Source organism: Pseudomonas sp. Z4-7 (assembly GCF_051131965.1).
Lineage (GTDB): Bacteria > Pseudomonadota > Gammaproteobacteria > Pseudomonadales > Pseudomonadaceae > Aquipseudomonas.
The window spans coordinates 4,431,537-4,447,686 of the sequence record NZ_CP071642.1; the positions used below are offsets into that span (position 1 = coordinate 4,431,537).

At 62.6% G+C, this 16,150-nt stretch carries 13 protein-coding genes; 8 read left to right on the forward strand and 5 right to left on the reverse strand.

All coding sequences use genetic code 11. The features are described from left to right. Positions 1-407 precede the first annotated feature (407 nt). From J3P91_RS19835 to J3P91_RS19845, 3 genes are all read left to right on the forward strand, one after another. Positions 408-1,766 (forward strand): TolC family outer membrane protein, encoded by a 1,359-nt coding sequence (locus J3P91_RS19835; protein ID WP_305499524.1) that lies wholly within the window; start codon positions 408-410, stop codon positions 1,764-1,766. A gap of 18 nt (positions 1,767-1,784) precedes the next feature. After that, positions 1,785-3,944 carry a type I secretion system permease/ATPase gene (locus tag J3P91_RS19840; protein ID WP_434601497.1) on the forward strand — a complete coding sequence of 720 codons (2,160 nt, stop codon included), beginning with the start codon at positions 1,785-1,787 and terminating at the stop codon, positions 3,942-3,944. A gap of 220 nt (positions 3,945-4,164) precedes the next feature. Beyond that, the gene (locus J3P91_RS19845) at positions 4,165-5,529 is read left to right on the forward strand and encodes an HlyD family type I secretion periplasmic adaptor subunit (RefSeq protein ID WP_434572560.1); all 1,365 of its coding nucleotides are present in this window, start codon (positions 4,165-4,167) and stop codon (positions 5,527-5,529) included. A gap of 160 nt (positions 5,530-5,689) precedes the next feature. Here the strand turns inward: J3P91_RS19845 and J3P91_RS19850 are convergent, their stop codons facing one another. After that, the gene (locus J3P91_RS19850; RefSeq protein ID WP_434601498.1) at positions 5,690-6,283 is read right to left on the reverse strand and encodes a tRNA-uridine aminocarboxypropyltransferase; all 594 of its coding nucleotides are present in this window, start codon (positions 6,281-6,283) and stop codon (positions 5,690-5,692) included. A gap of 2 nt (positions 6,284-6,285) precedes the next feature. Further along, the gene (locus tag J3P91_RS19855; RefSeq protein WP_434572557.1) at positions 6,286-7,179 is read right to left on the reverse strand and encodes a LysR family transcriptional regulator; all 894 of its coding nucleotides are present in this window, start codon (positions 7,177-7,179) and stop codon (positions 6,286-6,288) included. A gap of 344 nt (positions 7,180-7,523) precedes the next feature. Between J3P91_RS19855 and speB the strand changes: the two genes are divergently transcribed. The 4 genes from speB to J3P91_RS19875 all read left to right on the forward strand — a co-directional run bounded on the left by speB (position 7,524) and on the right by J3P91_RS19875 (position 11,938). Then, positions 7,524-8,474: an agmatinase gene (gene speB, locus J3P91_RS19860; RefSeq protein WP_045155351.1), complete on the forward strand. Its 951-nt coding sequence runs from the start codon at positions 7,524-7,526 to the stop codon at positions 8,472-8,474. A gap of 9 nt (positions 8,475-8,483) precedes the next feature. Further along, positions 8,484-8,891 (forward strand): YybH family protein, encoded by a 408-nt coding sequence (locus tag J3P91_RS19865; protein ID WP_305499519.1) that lies wholly within the window; start codon positions 8,484-8,486, stop codon positions 8,889-8,891. Positions 8,892-8,942: 51 nt separating this feature from the next. Continuing rightward, on the forward strand, positions 8,943-10,448 hold the full coding sequence (locus tag J3P91_RS19870) for a purine-cytosine permease family protein (RefSeq protein WP_434605182.1): 1,506 nt from the start codon (positions 8,943-8,945) through the stop codon (positions 10,446-10,448). A 101-nt stretch (positions 10,449-10,549) separates the two neighbouring features. Next, on the forward strand, positions 10,550-11,938 hold the full coding sequence (locus J3P91_RS19875; protein WP_434601499.1) for a sodium:solute symporter: 1,389 nt from the start codon (positions 10,550-10,552) through the stop codon (positions 11,936-11,938). Positions 11,939-12,142: 204 nt separating this feature from the next. Here J3P91_RS19875 and J3P91_RS19880 read toward each other — a convergent pair whose 3' ends face one another. Beyond that, positions 12,143-12,271, reverse strand: coding sequence for a PA1414 family protein (locus J3P91_RS19880; protein ID WP_256222727.1), 129 nt, complete (start codon positions 12,269-12,271; stop codon positions 12,143-12,145). Between the two features lie 139 nt (positions 12,272-12,410). Beyond that, on the reverse strand, positions 12,411-13,304 hold the full coding sequence (gene ptrR, locus J3P91_RS19885; protein ID WP_434601500.1) for a putrescine utilization regulator PtrR: 894 nt from the start codon (positions 13,302-13,304) through the stop codon (positions 12,411-12,413). Between the two features lie 103 nt (positions 13,305-13,407). On the opposite strand from ptrR, the gene J3P91_RS19890 reads away from it, so the two are divergent. Further along, a complete protein-coding gene (locus J3P91_RS19890) occupies positions 13,408-14,580 on the forward strand; it encodes a YbfB/YjiJ family MFS transporter (protein WP_434572550.1) in 1,173 nt (390 codons plus the stop codon). Here J3P91_RS19890 and J3P91_RS19895 read toward each other — a convergent pair whose 3' ends face one another. After that, positions 14,581-16,035, reverse strand: a complete 1,455-nt coding sequence (locus J3P91_RS19895) for an NCS1 family nucleobase:cation symporter-1 (RefSeq protein ID WP_434572548.1) — start codon at positions 16,033-16,035, stop codon at positions 14,581-14,583. Positions 16,036-16,150 lie beyond the last annotated feature (115 nt).

The following is a 16,150-nucleotide window of genomic DNA, read 5'->3' on the forward strand; positions in this document are numbered from 1 at the left end:
GAAGAAGCGAGACTCAGGCTGGCCGTCAGAATCTGGAAAATCTGCCAGCTTTCGCGAGATCGGAAGGTACCGGATTTTCGCCACAACGACAAAAAACCGTCACGCATACCGCCTCGCTTTTAAATCTTTTTGCCCTTCTTCACATCGTTTCGAAATTTATCTGGAACTTTTTATTGACGTCTGGAATCCGTCAAGAGCCTTAAATACAAAGGCTTTCTCGTTGAACAATGTGCCGGTTTTTTCCAAGCACATAAGATTGTTTTGGAATAATACTTATGAGAATTTCTTCTTAGGCTTTTCCTGGAATGTTCTTAGCTGTGTTGTTACAAGGTTGAAACGGTTTTGATCTTTTACACGTCAATATTCTGGCGACAACGAAGCACAACAGACCTCAGGAGATGCATCCCATGCGCGTTCTTACCCCTCTCTGCAGCGCGGTTTTGCTGGCCATGGCCTGCTCTTCTCAAGCGCAGGCCATGTCCTTGACCGAAGCGATACAGAGCACCATCGCGACCCACCCGGAACTCGCACAGCGGGTGGACAGCCGTTTGTCGGCCAATGAAGACGTCAAGGTCGCCCGGGGCGGTTTTTTCCCGTCGGTGGATTTGAACGCTGGCTACGGTCGGGGCTACAGCGACAACACCAACACCCGGGCGCTGGGCAACCATCACACCAATATCCTCACCTACACCCAGTCGGAGCTGCGCCTGCGTCAGATGATCTTTGACGGGTTCAACACCGCCAACGAAGTGGAACGCACCAAGGGTGTGGTCAACTCCCGCGCCTATTACGCCCAGGGCACCGCGCAGGACCTGGCCCTGCGGACCATCGAGGTCTACCTGGAAGTGCTCAAGCGTCGCGAGCTGGTAACCCTGGCCAAGAACAACCTGCAGGCGCACCTGCGCGTCAACGACCAGATCGGCCTGCGCACCGAGCGTGGGGTGGGCAGCACGGCCGACTCCGACCAGTCCAATGCCCGTCGGGCCCTGGCGGAAAACAACTACGATACCGCCCAGGTCGACCTGGCCGATGCCGAGGCGAACTTCTACAGCGTGGTCGGGCGCATGCCCGATGAGCTGGAAGCCCCGCCGTCGACCAAGGGCGAAATCCCGGTCGACCTGCGCGAAGCCCAGCAGAGCATGGTGGATAACAACCCGTACCTGAAATCGGCCCAGGCCGACATCCAGTCCGCCGAAAGCCAGTACGAAGTGGCGAAATCACCGTTCTACCCACGCTTCGATGCGGAAGCGGCGGTGGGCGCCAACAACAACCTCGGCGGCGAAGAAGGCCACGACAACAACTGGCGGCTGGGGGTGGTGATGAACTACAACCTGTTGCGCGGTGGTAGCGACAAGGCCCGGCTGGCCTCCAACGCCCACCAGATCAACCAGGCCATGGACATCCGCAACAACGCCCTGCGCCAACTCAACGAAGACACGCGCCTGGCCTGGAACGCGATGCTCAACGCCCGCAAACAGACCCCGACGGCCCGTGAGTACGCCGACACCACCGCCCGCGTGCGTGCCGCTTATCAAGACCAGTTCGGCCTCGGCCAACGGACCCTGCTCGACTTGCTCGACAGCGAAAACGAGCTGTACAACGCCAACCGTCGCTACACCGAGGTGCGCTACACCGAGGAATACTCGATGTACCGCGTGCTGGCGAATATGGGCCTGTTGTTGAGCAAACAGCGGATCGTGCTGCCGGCCGACGCCGTCGCCCAGACCGAAGTCAAGAACCAGGCACGGCTGCCGGAACTGAAGTAGTCCATGGGAGCGATCGACATGACCCGCATGGAACCGGTAATCCCCGGCGCCGACCCGCGCCTGAACTTCGATGACCCGTTGCTGGACGGCTTGTTGATCCTCTGCAAACTCCATGGCGCGACTGTCAGCCGCGCCAGCCTCAGCGCCGGGTTGCCAATGGCGCACCAACGCCTGAGCCTGGACCTGCTGCCTCGCGCAGCGGCCCGGGCCAGTCTGCAGGCGCGGCTGCTGCGTCGCGACCTGGCGGATATTTCAGCGCTCAATCTGCCGGTGATGCTGATTCTGGCCGGAGGTCGCTGCGCGATATTGCGCCGCTGGGGCGACGACGGCCAGGCGCTGATCCTGCCCAGCGAAGCCGATGGCGGCGAACAATGGGTCAGCCGCCAGGAGCTGGCCGCCGACTACAGCGGCCAGGCCTTGTTCGCCCGACCGCGCCACGAACTGGAAGATTTGCGCGCGCCGCTGGTGCCGCGAGTCGAGGCCTGGTTTCGTGACACCTTGAAACTGTCGCGCTGGCTGTACAGCGACGCGATCCTGGCGAGCTTCCTGATCAACCTGCTGGGGTTGATGGTGCCGCTGTTCGTAATGCAGACCTACGACCGCGTGGTGCCGAACCAGGCCACGTCGACATTGTGGGTGCTGGCCGTCGGGCTGCTGATCGGCACCGGGTTCGAATTGGTGCTGCGGGTCGTGCGGGCTCATCTGCTGGACAGCGCCGGTAAAAAAACCGACGTGATTCTCTCCGCCACGCTGTTCGAACGCATCACCGGCATGGCGATGAAAGCCAAACCAGTGACCATCGGCGGCTTCGCCCAGAGCATCCATGACTTCCAGGGCCTGCGGGAATTTCTCACCGCCGTGACCCTGACCAGCCTGATCGACTTGCCCTTTGCCGTGCTGATGCTGGTGGTGATAGGCCTGCTTGGCGGTTGGCTGGTGGTGATACCCGTGGTGGCGTTCCCGATCACCGTGGTTTTCGCCATGATCATCCAGGCGCGCCTGCGCGACACCGTGCAGAAAAGCCTGGCCCTCGGCGCCCAGCGCCAGGCCTTGCTGATCGAAACCCTCGGCGGCCTGGAAACCCTCAAGGCCTGCAGCGCCGAAAGCGAACGCCAGCATCAGTGGGAAAGCACTCATGGCGCCCTCACCCGCCTCGACAGCCACGCCCGCAACCTTTCGGCGCTGGCAACCAACGGCACGCTGTTCCTGCAGCAACTGGCCGGCATGGCAACCATCGTCGCCGGCGTCTACAGCATCATTGCCGGCAACCTCAGCGTCGGTGCATTGGTGGCAACCTACATGCTCGGCAGCCGGGTCCTCGCGCCGCTGGGCCAGATCGCCGGGCTGATCACTCGCTACCAGCAAGCCCAGCTCACCATGCGCAGCACCGATGCCTTGATGGCCCTGCCCCAGGAGCGCGACGCCAGCCAGCGTCCGCTGGAGCGCACCCAATTGCAGGGCGCCCTGGATGTCAGCGGCGTGACCTTCCACTACGACGGCCAGAGTACTCCGGCGTTGGCAAACGTCAGTTTCAGCCTCAAGCCTGGCGAGCGCGTCGGGATCATAGGCCGCAGCGGCTCGGGCAAAAGCACCCTGGCGCGCCTGGTGATGGGTTTTTATGCCCCGCAGGAAGGTCAGTTGCTGCTCGATGGCCTGGACCTGCGGCAACTGGATGTCGCCGACCTGCGTCAACAGATCGGCTACGTCGCCCACGACCTGCCTCTGCTGGCCGGCAGCCTGCGCGACAACCTGACCCTCGGCGCCCGCTATATCAGCGACGGCCGCATGCTGGAGGTGGCGGAACTGACCGGCGTGACCGAACTGGCGCGCCAGCACCCGCAAGGCTTCGATCGCCCGGTCGGCGAGCGCGGCCAGCTGTTGTCCGGCGGTCAGCGCCAGGCCGTGCTGCTGGCCCGGGCCCTGCTGCTCGACCCGCCGATCCTCTTGCTCGATGAACCCACCAGCGCCATGGACAACAGCAGCGAAGATACCTTGCGGCAAAAACTTCACGCCCATGTGCAGGGCAAGACCGTGCTGCTGGTCACCCACCGTACCTCGATGCTGAGCCTGGTGGATCGCCTGGTGGTGCTGGAAAACGGACGGATCGTGGCGGACGGACCGAAGGACGCGGTGATTGATGCGCTGCGCAAAGGGCGGGTGGGGTCTGCGGCGGTGTAGAAGCCGACACATATCCTGTTTGGTCCGGGGAAACATGGTTAACACCTGTGGCGAGGGAGCTTGCTCCCGCTGGGCTGTGAAGCAGCCCCGAGGCCATTCACCTGGTTGTGTCAGGCAGACCGCGTCGGCGGGTTTTACGACGGCTTCGCCGCCGAGCGGGAGCAAGCTCCCTCGCCACAAAAAGCAGCACTGAGAATTTATTAATCAACGGGTACCGTCCATGCCAGCTCAAACACCTGATTCAGCCGCCCGAAGCTACTTCGGCAGTTTCAGCAAAAGCGCCGAAAGCGAGTTCATGCCGGAAACTGCCAGCGCGACGTTGCAGGACTCGCCCCGGCGTTCACGGGTGACGGTGTGGCTGGCCGCCGGGCTGATTGTCAGCGGGTTGGTCTGGGCCAAACTGGCCGTGCTGCAGGAAGTCACCACGGGCGAAGGCAAGGCGATTCCATCAAGCAAGATCCAGGTGATCCAGAACCTGGAAGGCGGCATTGTCACCGAGATTTTCGTGCGCGAAGGCCAGATGGTGAACAAGGGCGAGACCCTGCTGCGCCTGGATGACACGCGGTTCCTGTCAAACAAGGGCGAGAGCGAGGCCGATCGTTATGCCCTCACGGCCCAGGTCGAACGCCTGTCGGCCGAGGCTGAAGGGAGGCCGTTCGCGCTATCGGCAGAGGTGACCGCCAAGGCCCCGCAAGTGGCCGAGGACGAACGTTCGTTATATGAACAACGCCAGCGGCGCCTGGCCAGCGAGCAACGCACCCTCACCGAACAGCTGCGGCAGAAAACCCAGGAACTCGCCGAGTTTCGCTCCAAACAAGGCCAGTTCAGCTCGGCCCTGTCCTTGCTGCAGGAAGAAATGAACATGTCGGCGCCGCTGGTGCGCACCGGGGCGGTTTCACCGGTGGAAATCCTCCGGCTCAAGCGCAGCGCGGTGGAGGTGCGCGGCTCACTCAACGCCACCACCCTGGCGATCCCTCGGGCCGAGTCGGCGATCAACGAGATCAAGAGCAAGATCGACGAATCGGAGCAGTCCTTCCGCTCCGACGCGGCCAAGGAGCTCAACGAGAAACGCACTGAACTGTCGAAAATCACCGCATCGAGCATTGCCATCGATGACCGGGTGACCCGCACCACCGTGGTCTCACCGGTGCGCGGGGTGATCAAGCAGCTCAAGGTCAACACCATTGGCGGTGTGGTCCAGCCGGGCAGCGACATGGTCGAAATCGTGCCACTGGAGGACAACCTGCTGATCGAAGCCAAGGTCCGCCCGCAAGACGTGGCCTTTCTCCACCCGGGCCAGAAAGCCATGGTCAAGTTCAGCGCCTACGACTACACGATCTATGGCGGCCTGAGCGCCAAGCTCGAACTGATCGGCGCCGACACCATCACCGATGACAAGGGCAACAGTTTCTACCTGATCCAGGTGCGCACCGATAAAAACCATTTGGGCGGCGATGCCAAACCGTTGCTGATCATCCCGGGAATGGTGGCGACGGTGGACATCATCACCGGGGAGAAAAGTGTGCTGGATTACCTGCTCAAGCCGGTGCTGAAGGCGCGGACCGAGGCGATGCGTGAGCGGTAATCCGAATCTACACCGATCCCGTGGCGAGGGAGCTTGCTCCCGCTGGGCTGCGCAGCAACCCCAAGACCATTCACCTCGTTGTGTCAGGCAGACCGCGCCAGCAGGTTTTACGACGGCTGCGCCGCCGAGCGGGAGCAAGCTCCCTCGCCACAGGGTTCTTCTAACCTCCATGGTTTTTCTGGAAGATCTCCTCCCCCATCGCCGCGATCTGCCCCTCGATCAGCGCCTCGAACGGCCTCAGCAACGGCTCGAAACTTGTCGGTGCTTCGAGGGTTTGCAGTGCCTGGACAATCGCCTCCACCGTCGACAACGCGCCCGGCCCGGGCGCCTTGCGCAAGCGGTAACGGGACACGCCACCGTTAGCCAACGTCACCCTCGGCAACGCCGCCAGCAGCGGATTGAGGTGCAGCAGTTTTCTCGCCTTGCGCCAGGTGCCATCGGGAACGACCAACAGCAGCGGCTCATCGGACGGCCCGTAGGCTTGCATCGGCTGCGCATCGTCGGCGGGAAACAACAACCGCGCCTGATACCCCGGTTGATCGAGCAACCTGGGCAAATCCTCGAACACCTCGCCGACGATCAATTCGGCGTTGTTCAGGCCCAACGCCGCCAACCGCGCCGTGTTCAAGGCATGGTTCACCTCGCTGGGATGCTGCAACAGCAGAACGCGGGTGCGGCTGTCGAGACTGGGGATCAATGGGCACAGGCAATGGCTTTGCGGACGGTGGCAACGCGGGCATACAATTCTGGACATGGTCAGGCCTGGTTCAGTTGAGCTTTGAGCAGATCACGGAAGGTCTGGATCAGCGGCTCGCGGCTGCGGCCACGGCGCACGATCATCGAAAACGGCGCCTGATAGCCAAAAGTCGCCGGCAGCAGCACGCGCAGATCGCCCTTGTCGACCCAGGCCTGGGCGTAGTGCTCGGGCAGATAACCGATGTAGGCACCTGACAGCACCAGAATCAGTTGCGCTTCCATACTTTCTACTGTCGCCGCGCTGTGCTTGAAGCCGTGGCGCGCCAGTTCGGCCTGGCTCCAGTAACCGCGCCCGACCATACGCTGCTGGGTAATGAGTTGCTCGGGGATGCGCCGTTCGTTGAATAACGGATGCCGGTTGCTGCAATACAACCAGTGCTGTTCGCGGTACAGCGGCATATAGACCAGCCCGCTCATGCGCGTGGAAAACGCGCCGATGGCCAGGTCCAGGCGATTGTCCTGCACGCCGAGTTGCAACTCGTAGGGGCTCATGACCGACAAGTGCAAATGCACCGCCGGGTGCTCCTGGCTGTAGGCGCCGATGGCTTCGGCGAACGGCAACGCCTTGTCGCTGACCGTCGAATCGATCACGCCCAGGTTCAGCGTACCGCGCAACTCACCCTTGAGCGCCGCGGCGTATTGCTCGAAGCCTTCGAGCTCGCCCAACAGGCGCAGGGTTTCCTGATGGAACAGCTCGCCTTTGCTGGTCAGGCTGAACCCGCCCCGCCCACGATGACAGAGCACCAGGCCCAGGGCCGATTCGAGTTGGCTCATGTAGGTGCTGATCGCCGACGTGGAAAGGTTGAGCTCGTGCTGGGCATTGGCAAACCCCTGGTGACGGACCACGCTGACAAAAATGCGCAGCAGTTTCAGGTCGGGTAGAGCGTTGGCCATGGGGGTATCTCCAGATCACACATATACGGAGCCTGCCGTGCTTTTGTGGCGAGGGAGCTTGCTCCCGCTGGGCTGCGAAGCGGCCCCAAAACCATTCACCTCGATGTATCAGGCAGACCGCGTTGGCTGGTTTTGCGATGGCTGCGCCACCGAGCGGGAGCAAGCTCCCTCGCCACAGAGGTTAATCGTCTGCCCCGGGATTGCGCTGCTGCGGAGTCTATCGCCCTGCCCACCATTAGTTTAGAAAAATCTGAACTAAGTATTTGCCGCCAGCGATTCTTCACGGCGAAGGCTTTTCGCAGAATCGGCCCCTGATAAATAAAACAAACGATGAGGCCCTACCCGTGGACAAGATTCTTCACCAACCACTGGGCGGCAACGAAATGCCGCGCTTCGGCGGCATCGCCACCATGATGCGCCTGCCCCATTTGCCCACCGCCGCCGGCCTGGACGCTGCCTTTGTCGGCGTGCCACTGGACATCGGCACCTCCCTGCGCGCCGGTACCCGCTTCGGGCCCCGCGAGATCCGCGCCGAATCCGTGATGATCCGTCCCTACAATATGGCCACCGGTGCCGCGCCGTTCGACTCGCTGTCGGTGGCGGACATTGGCGACGTGGCAATCAATACCTTCAACCTGCTGGACGCGGTGCGGATCATCGAAGAGTCGTACCACAAGATCCTCGAACACAACGTCATCCCCCTGACGCTGGGCGGCGACCACACCATCACCCTGCCGATCCTGCGGGCGATCCACAAAAAGCATGGCAAGGTCGGCCTCGTGCACATCGACGCCCACGCTGATGTGAACGATCACATGTTCGGCGAGAAAATCGCCCACGGCACCACTTTCCGCCGCGCCGTGGAAGAAGGCCTGCTCGACTGCGATCGCGTGGTGCAGATCGGCCTGCGCGCCCAGGGTTATACCGCCGAAGATTTCAACTGGAGCCGTAACCAGGGCTTCCGTGTGGTCCAGGCCGAAGAATGCTGGCACAAGTCTCTGGCCCCATTGATGGCCGAAGTGCGCGAGAAAGTCGGCGGCGGCCCGGTGTACCTGAGCTTCGACATCGACGGCATCGATCCGGCCTGGGCGCCGGGCACCGGCACCCCGGAAATCGGCGGCCTGACCACCATCCAGGCGATCGAGATCGTCCGTGGCTGCCAGGGTCTCGACCTGGTCGGTTGCGATCTGGTAGAAGTTTCGCCGCCGTACGACACCACCGGCAACACCTCGCTGCTGGGCGCTAACCTGCTGTACGAGATGCTCTGCGTACTGCCCGGCGTGGTCCATCGCTGAGGCGCCGCCATGAGCCATCGAGATCAGGTTCTCAAGGCCGCCGCCGAGCTGGTATCGGCCTTTGCCCGCAATGACCGCGAGGCTTACTTCGGCGCTTTCAGCGCCGATGCGAGCTTCGTGTTCTACACCCTCGAACAGCCGCTGCTGTCACGCGAGGCCTACCAGGCCTTGTGGGACCGCTGGCGCGCCGAGGATGGCTTCGAGGTGCTGCGTTGCACCTCGAGCAACGCCTTCGTCAGCCTGCAAGGGGACGTGGCGATTTTCATCCATGACGTGGCCACCGAGCTGCGCATGCAAGGGGAGCTGCACTTTAGCCAGGAGCGCGAAACCATCGTGTTTCGCCAAGAACAACAAGGCCTATGGCTGGCCTGTCATGAACATTTGTCCGCAATGCCGGAAGGGCTGCCACCCCCTTAGCCAAACAGGCGACGTTCACATCCGATGAACGCGCCTCGATGATCGGAGCAGATCATGAATAACAATAACGATAAAAGCCTTACGCAAATTGAAACCAACGGGGTCGAACAGATCCCCGACCATCAACGAACCGCCGGGCCGGGGGATCTGTTTCGACTGATCTTCGGCGGCGCCAACACCTTTGCCACCGCAGTGCTCGGCAGTTTCCCCGCGCTGTTCGGGCTGTCATTCCAGGCCGGGGTCTGGGCGATCGTGCTGGGGGTACTGGTCGGTTCGATCATCCTCGCGCCGATGGGCCTGTTCGGCCCGCTCAACGGCACCAACAACGCCGTGTCCTCGGGTGCGCATTTTGGCGTCCATGGGCGAATCGTCGGCTCGTTCCTGTCGCTGCTGACCGCCATTGCGTTCTTCTCGCTGTCGGTATGGAGCTCGGGCGACGCGCTGATCGGCGGTGCCAAGCGACTGGTCGGCGTACCGGAAACCGACCTGAGCCTGGGCCTGGCCTACGGCCTGTTTGCCCTGCTGGTATTGACGGTGTGCATCTACGGCTTTCGCTTCATGCTGTGGGTCAACCGCATCGCCGTATGGGCCGCCAGCCTGTTGTTCCTGCTGGGCATCTTCGCCTTCGCGCCAAGCTTCGACAGCCAGTTCGCCGGCACGGTCAGCCTCGGCCAGCCGGGCTTCTACGCCGCCTTCATCGGCGCGGCGCTGGTGGCCATGAGCAACCCGATTTCCTTCGGCGCGTTCCTCGGCGACTGGTCGCGCTACATCCCGCGCAACACGCCCAAACCACGCATCATGCTGGCGGTCATCGCCGCTCAGTTGGCCACATTGATACCGTTCCTGTTCGGCCTTGCCACCGCCACCATCGTCGCGATCAAGGCGCCGGACTACATCGCCGCGAACAACTACGTGGGCGGCCTGCTGGCGGTCTCGCCGGGATGGTTCTTCCTGCCGGTGTGTCTGATCGCGGTGATCGGCGGCATGTCCACCGGCACCACCTCGCTGTATGGCACCGGGTTGGACATGTCCAGCGTGTTCCCACGGCTGCTGTCGCGGGTCAAGGCGACGCTGCTGATCGGCGTGCTGTCGATTGCGTTCATCTTCATCGGGCGCTTCGCCGCGAACCTGGTGCAGAGCGTCTCGACGTTCGCCGTGCTGATCATCACCTGCACCACGCCGTGGATGGTGATCATGATCATCGGCCTGGTGGTGCGCCGCGGCTTCTACTGCCCGGACGACCTGCAAGTGTTCACCCGTGGCGAAACCGGCGGGCGCTACTGGTTCAGCCATGGCTGGAACTGGCGCGGCCTGGGGGCGTGGATTCCCAGCGCACTGGTGGGGCTGTGCTTCGTCAACCTGCCGGGGCAATTCGTCGGGCCGTTGGGAGAGCTGGCCGGTGGCATCGACATAAGCCTGCCGGTGACCCTGGGGCTGGCCTCGGTGGTGTACCTGCTGTTGCTCGGGTTGTTTCCGGAACCGGCGGCGGTGTATGGGCCGCAGGATCCGCGAAGCGCTGATCCGCTAAACCCGCCAGAACTGCGACAGGCCGCCTGACTGACCAATTCCCGTGGCGAGGGAGCCCGTTCGCACCGAGGCTGCGGTGTCAGCGCCAGCAGCCTCGCCCACATAAAAAATAGAACCGGAGACACGCCATCATGGCCTTGGATTTAATCGTCGTTCTCATCTACGCCACCGGCATGATTGCCCTGGGCTGGTACGGCATGCGCCGCGCCAAGACCCGCGACGACTACCTCGTCGCCGGGCGCAACCTCGGTCCGGGTTTTTACCTGGGCACCATGGCCGCCACCGTGCTGGGTGGCGCGTCGACCATCGGCACTGTGCGTCTGGGCTATGTCCACGGCATTTCCGGCTTCTGGTTGTGCGGCGCCATCGGCCTGGGCATCGTCGGGCTGAGCCTGTTCCTCGCCAAGCCGTTGCTCAAGCTGCGGATCTACACCGTGACCCAAGTGCTGGAGCGCCGCTACAACCCGGCCGCGCGCCATGCCAGCGCGGTGATCATGCTGGTCTATGCGCTGATGATCGGCGCCACCTCGACGATCGCCATCGGCACGGTCATGCAGGTGCTGTTCGGCCTGCCCTTCTGGGTTTCGATCCTGGTGGGCGGCGGCGTGGTGGTGTTGTATTCCACCATCGGTGGCATGTGGTCGCTGACCCTGACCGACATCGTGCAGTTCCTGATCATGACCATTGGCCTGGTGTTTCTGCTGATGCCAATGTCCATCAGTGACGCTGGTGGCTGGGACGCGATGGTGGCGGCCTTGCCGGCGCGTTATTTCGATTTCACCGCCATCGGCTGGGACACCATCCTCACCTACTTCCTGATCTACTTCTTCGGCATCTTCATCGGCCAGGACATCTGGCAACGGGTGTTCACCGCCCGCAGCGAAGGCGTGGCGAAAGTCGCTGGCACCGCGGCCGGCCTGTATTGCGTGCTCTACGGCCTTGCCGGTGCGCTGATCGGCATGGCCGCCAAAGTCTTGCTGCCGGACCTGGAAAACGTCAACAACGCCTTCGCCAGTGTGGTGCAAACCAGCCTGCCGAACGGCATTCGCGGCCTGGTGATCGCAGCCGCGTTGGCGGCATTGATGTCCACCGCCGCCGCAGGCCTGCTCGCGGCATCCACCACGGTGGTCCAGGACTTGCTGCCCCGCTTGCGCCAGGGCCGTGAAAGCGGCGACGGCGACGTTCACGAAAACCGTATCGCGACCCTGCTGCTGGGCGCGGTGGTATTGGCTATCGCCTTGGTCGTCAGCGACGTGATCAGCGCCCTGACATTGGCCTACAACCTGCTGGTCGGCGGCATGCTGATCCCGCTGATCGGGGCGATCTACTGGAAACGCGCAACCACCGCTGGCGCGATCACCAGCATGTCGCTGGGCTTCGTCACCGCGCTGTTCTTCATGTTCAAGGATGGCCTGGATGCGAACACGCCGATTTACTACAGCCTGAGCGTGGCGTTGGTGAGCTTCGTGGTGGTGAGCCTGCTGTCGCCACGGTCGGAGGTGGTGGCCAAGGCGGTTTGATCGGTAATTGCTGGCGATGAAATCACTGTGGGAGCGAGCTTGCTCGCGATGACGGCGGTACGCTCAACATGGATTCATGCTGATCCACCGCTATCGCGAGCAAGCTCGCTCCCACAGGGGCCTAGGCCATAAATAAAAAGATCGCAGTCTCGGGCCGTTTCAATTGAAACGGCCCGAGACTGCGATCTCTCCAAAAAAGTGGGTTTACCGGCGGCGCGGCTGGCGGCGGCGTTGCTCGTCGTCGGTGCGGATCGGGATCGGCTGCATGGGCGGTTCGATCAGGCCGAGCGCGACACCCAAGTCGTGAAGCCAGTTCTGGATTTTCTCTTTCATCGTGGTGCCCCCTCAGGGTGGTGCGAGCGGCAGATTTCTGTGGCCCCTTCGCACTGATAATAGTCCGAAGTCCTACGCAATGCTCGTTACAGATTGCAATGATCTGTTACTGAATTGATCCAAATTCCACGCTGGGAGTTCAAGCCGATTGCGCCGTGATCATTGGCGCCCGCGGCCACGCTTGTTGCTGCAACTCGATCCAGGCGCTCAGGTTGGCGCCGACCATGCCTTTGCGCCACATCAACCACGTCGTCGCGCTGGCAAACGGCTCGGCCAACGCATGCACACTTACCCGTTCCCGACCCGGCAGGCTGGCGAGCATCGACTCGGACATCAGCGCCACTCCGGAGCCGGCTATCACACAGGCCAGCATCCCCTGGTACGACTCGATTTCCATCGCCCGGCCCATGGTCGCATGATCATGGGCGAACCAGGCTTCCAAGCGCATTCGGTACGAACAGCCACGCCGGAAGGTGAATACCGCACGGCCTTGCACGTCCAGCGCGCTGCGCACCGGTGGATGGTCGGCCTCGGTGATGAGCACCAGCCGCTCGTCGCACAACGGCACGCCATCCAGCCCGGCCAACTCCAGCGGACCGTCCACCAGCGCCGCATCGAGGCGATTGGTGAGCAGACCTTCAAGCAATTCTCCACTCGGCCCCGATTGCACTTGCAGGTTCACCGCCGGGTAGGCCCGGTGGTAAGCCGCCAGCAAGTCCGGCAAGTGGGTCGCCGCTGTGCTGTACATCGTGCCCAACACAAAATCCCCGGCCGGCTGGCCGCCCTGCACCGCCGCATGGGCTTCGTCATGCAGGGCGAACAGCTTGGTCGCGTAGTCCAGCAGGACTTTTCCCGCAGGCGACAATTGCAAACGCTGACGCTCGCGCAGGAAAAGATCCACGCCCAGTTGCTCTTCGAGCTGCTTGAGCCGGGTCGAGAGGTTCGATGGCACCCGGTGCAGGCGCTCGGCCGCCCGGGTGATGGAACCTTCCTCGGCCACGGCCTGGAAAATCCGTAACTGGCTGAACTCCACGACATTCTCCAAAAAAGAACAAGTTGCTCACTATTATTCATTTTTAATGAAAGTCAATCGGTTCTAGCCTGACGGTCAATCACCTCGACGCCGGAGATCGACCATGTCGCCCTTGATTCGCCTGCTCGCCAGCTTCATTGCCTTGATGATGGCCATGGGCATCGGCCGCTTCGCCCTTACACCGCAGTTACCTCATTTGATCGGCGAAGGTCAGGTCGACTTGACCGCCGCCGGTCTGATTGCCGCCGCCAACTATCTGGGTTACTTCCTCGGCGCGCTGGACGCCATGTTCGCCCGTCGCGCCGAACAGGTGCAGCGACGGCTGTTGGGCGGCCTGTGGTTATGCGTGCTGCTGACGCTGGCGTCGTTCTGGGCCTGGGGCTTCTGGCCGCACCTGGCGCTGCGCTTTGGCACCGGCGTGGCGAGCGCCTGGGTGATGGTGATGATCACCGCGTTGAGCCAACCCCTGGCGGCGGCAGCGGGACGGCCTCGGCTGGGTGCGTTGGTATTTGCCGGGCCGGGCATGGGGATTTTTCTTACGGGCTTGCTGGCCCTTGGCTCGAACCTGTTGGGCCAGACATCCGCCACCTTGTGGCTGGTGTACGCCGGCGCGGCGCTGCTGATGTTGCTGGTCATCCTGCCGGCCCTGCCGAAACCCGCTCCGGCGGCCACCCTCGCAGCGCCAGTCGTCACTTCCGGCAGCAGCGGCATCGCCCGGCTCTGCGTGGTCTACGCCTTGTATGGCGTGGGCTACATCATTCCAGCGACGTTTCTGTCGCAGATGGCTTCGGCGCAATTTCACGGGCAATGGCAGGCCGACCTGTTCTGGCCCTGCTTCGGCCTGGCCGCCGCCACCGGTGTGCTGCTGGTGAGCCTGCGCCGGCCGAACCCGAACACCACCAGTCGCTGGCTGATGGCGACGTTGTGGCTGCAAGCCGCTGGCGTGTTTGCCTGCCTGCTGGGCAGCGGCACGGGCCTGGCCCTGGGCGTGTTTCTCTGTGGCGCGCCGTTTCTCGCCTGCATGCAACTGATGGTGATGCGTGCCCGGGAACTGGCCCCCCACGCGACCCAGCGCAACATCGGCCTGCTGACCGCGTGTTTTGCCATCGGCCAGCTCAGCGGCCCCCTGCTGGCGGCGCTGAGCAGCCATTTCAGTGGCGGCCTGCAACCGGCACTGATCGTCGCCGGCAGCGGACTGCTGTTGGCCGGCGGACTGTTGCTGCGGCCCGCCAGACGTGGCGCGACGAGCCCCTGCGCGCAGACCGCCCTGCGCTGATCAGGCCTGGCCAGCCGGGTTGAGCGAGGTATTCAGTTGTAGGGCTGGCTCACGCCGCGCCAAGGCGAAATACAGCACCCCGCCGAGGAAACAACCGGTGAACCAGGCAAAGTTGGCCATCGGTTGCAGCAGCGGCGTGAAGGTGATCGCCACGCCCATCAGCGTCGCCGGAATCAACGCTTTGACCGCCGTCCAGTTGATGCCGCCGCTGTAGTAATAACGCCCGCTCGGCCCATCATTGAACAGCGCGTCGACGTCGATCTGCTGCTTTTTGATCAGGTAGTAATCCACCAGCAAGATGCCGAACAACGGGCCGATAAACGCCGCCAAAACGTCCAGGGTGTAGTGGATTACTTCAGGATTGTTGAACAGGTTCCACGGCGTGATGAAAATCGAGGCCACCGCCGCGATCATGCCGCCGGCGCGCCAACTGATCTTGCTCGGTGCCACGTTGGCGAAGTCGAAGGCCGGGGACACGAAGTTGGCGACAATATTGATGCCGATGGTCGCGGTCACAAAGGCAAAAGCCCCCAGCAACACCGCTACGTCGTTATCGATGCGCGCGACGGTTGCGATCGGGTCGTGGAGCATTTCGCCGAACACTGGCAATGTCCCGGACACAATCACCACGGTGACCAGCGAGAAGGCCAGGAAATTTACCGGCAGCCCCCAGAAATTGCCGCGACGCACGTCAGACATGCTCCGGCAGTACCGGCTGAAATCACCGAAATTCAGGGTCGGGCCGGAAAAATACGAGACCACCAGGGCTGTTGCCACGATCACTTGGCCGAACGCCTGCCAGCCAGACAAGGATTTCTCGGCCAGGGTAAAGCTGATGTTGCTCCAGCCGGCCTTCCAGACGATCCAGCCGGCCAACAGGAACATCACCGCATACACCACCGGCCCGGCCCAGTCGATAAAACGACGAATCGACTCCATGCCCGTCCAGAACACCAGCGCCTGGACAAACCACAACCCGAGGAAACCGAACCAGCCCAGGTAGGACAAACCGGCAAAATGCGGCGTTGCGTAGGCTTCCATCGAAGGAAAGAACCGCAGCACCACAATGATCAGTGCGCTGGATGCCAGATACGTCTGGATGCCATACCAGGCCACCGCGATCAGGCCGCGGATCACCGCGGGGATATTCGCTCCGAACACGCCGAACGCCAGCCGGCATATCACCGGATAAGGCACCGCCGCCTGTTGGCTCGGCTTTGCGACCAGGTTGGCGATCAACTGCACAATGCAAATCCCGCCGAGCAGCGCAATGAGTACCTGCCAACTCGCCAGGCCCAGAGCGAACAGGCTGGCGGCAAACACATAGCCGCCGACGCTGTGCACGTCGCTCATCCAGAACGCAAAGATGTTGTACCAATTCCATTTCTGCGGCAGCGGCCCCAGGTCTTCGTTATAGAGACGGGGGCTGTAGCCGTTGGGCAATTGCTCGGACATTGCGGGGCTCCTTTTGAGTACCGCCGTGCCCCCGAATTGATTGTCCACCACACTGCGCACGGGAGCCGGCATGGTTTGTATACGGGTTGCTACGCAGAATGCGTGCCACAGGTGC

Excerpts from the sequence above, each read along its gene's own strand:
- J3P91_RS19835 (WP_305499524.1), top strand. The coding sequence starts at position 408 with ATGCGCGTTCTTACCCCTCTCTGCAGCGCGGTTTTGCTGGCCATGGCC.
- J3P91_RS19840 (WP_434601497.1), top strand. The coding sequence starts at position 1,785 with ATGACCCGCATGGAACCGGTAATCCCCGGCGCCGACCCGCGCCTGAAC.
- J3P91_RS19845 (WP_434572560.1), top strand. The coding sequence starts at position 4,165 with ATGCCAGCTCAAACACCTGATTCAGCCGCCCGAAGCTACTTCGGCAGT.
- J3P91_RS19850 (WP_434601498.1), bottom strand. The coding sequence starts at position 6,283 with ATGTCCAGAATTGTATGCCCGCGTTGCCACCGTCCGCAAAGCCATTGC.
- J3P91_RS19855 (WP_434572557.1), bottom strand. The coding sequence starts at position 7,179 with ATGGCCAACGCTCTACCCGACCTGAAACTGCTGCGCATTTTTGTCAGC.
- J3P91_RS19865 (WP_305499519.1), top strand. The coding sequence starts at position 8,484 with ATGAGCCATCGAGATCAGGTTCTCAAGGCCGCCGCCGAGCTGGTATCG.
- J3P91_RS19875 (WP_434601499.1), top strand. The coding sequence starts at position 10,550 with ATGGCCTTGGATTTAATCGTCGTTCTCATCTACGCCACCGGCATGATT.
- J3P91_RS19880 (WP_256222727.1), bottom strand. The coding sequence starts at position 12,271 with ATGAAAGAGAAAATCCAGAACTGGCTTCACGACTTGGGTGTCGCGCTC.
- J3P91_RS19890 (WP_434572550.1), top strand. The coding sequence starts at position 13,408 with ATGTCGCCCTTGATTCGCCTGCTCGCCAGCTTCATTGCCTTGATGATG.
- J3P91_RS19895 (WP_434572548.1), bottom strand. The coding sequence starts at position 16,035 with ATGTCCGAGCAATTGCCCAACGGCTACAGCCCCCGTCTCTATAACGAA.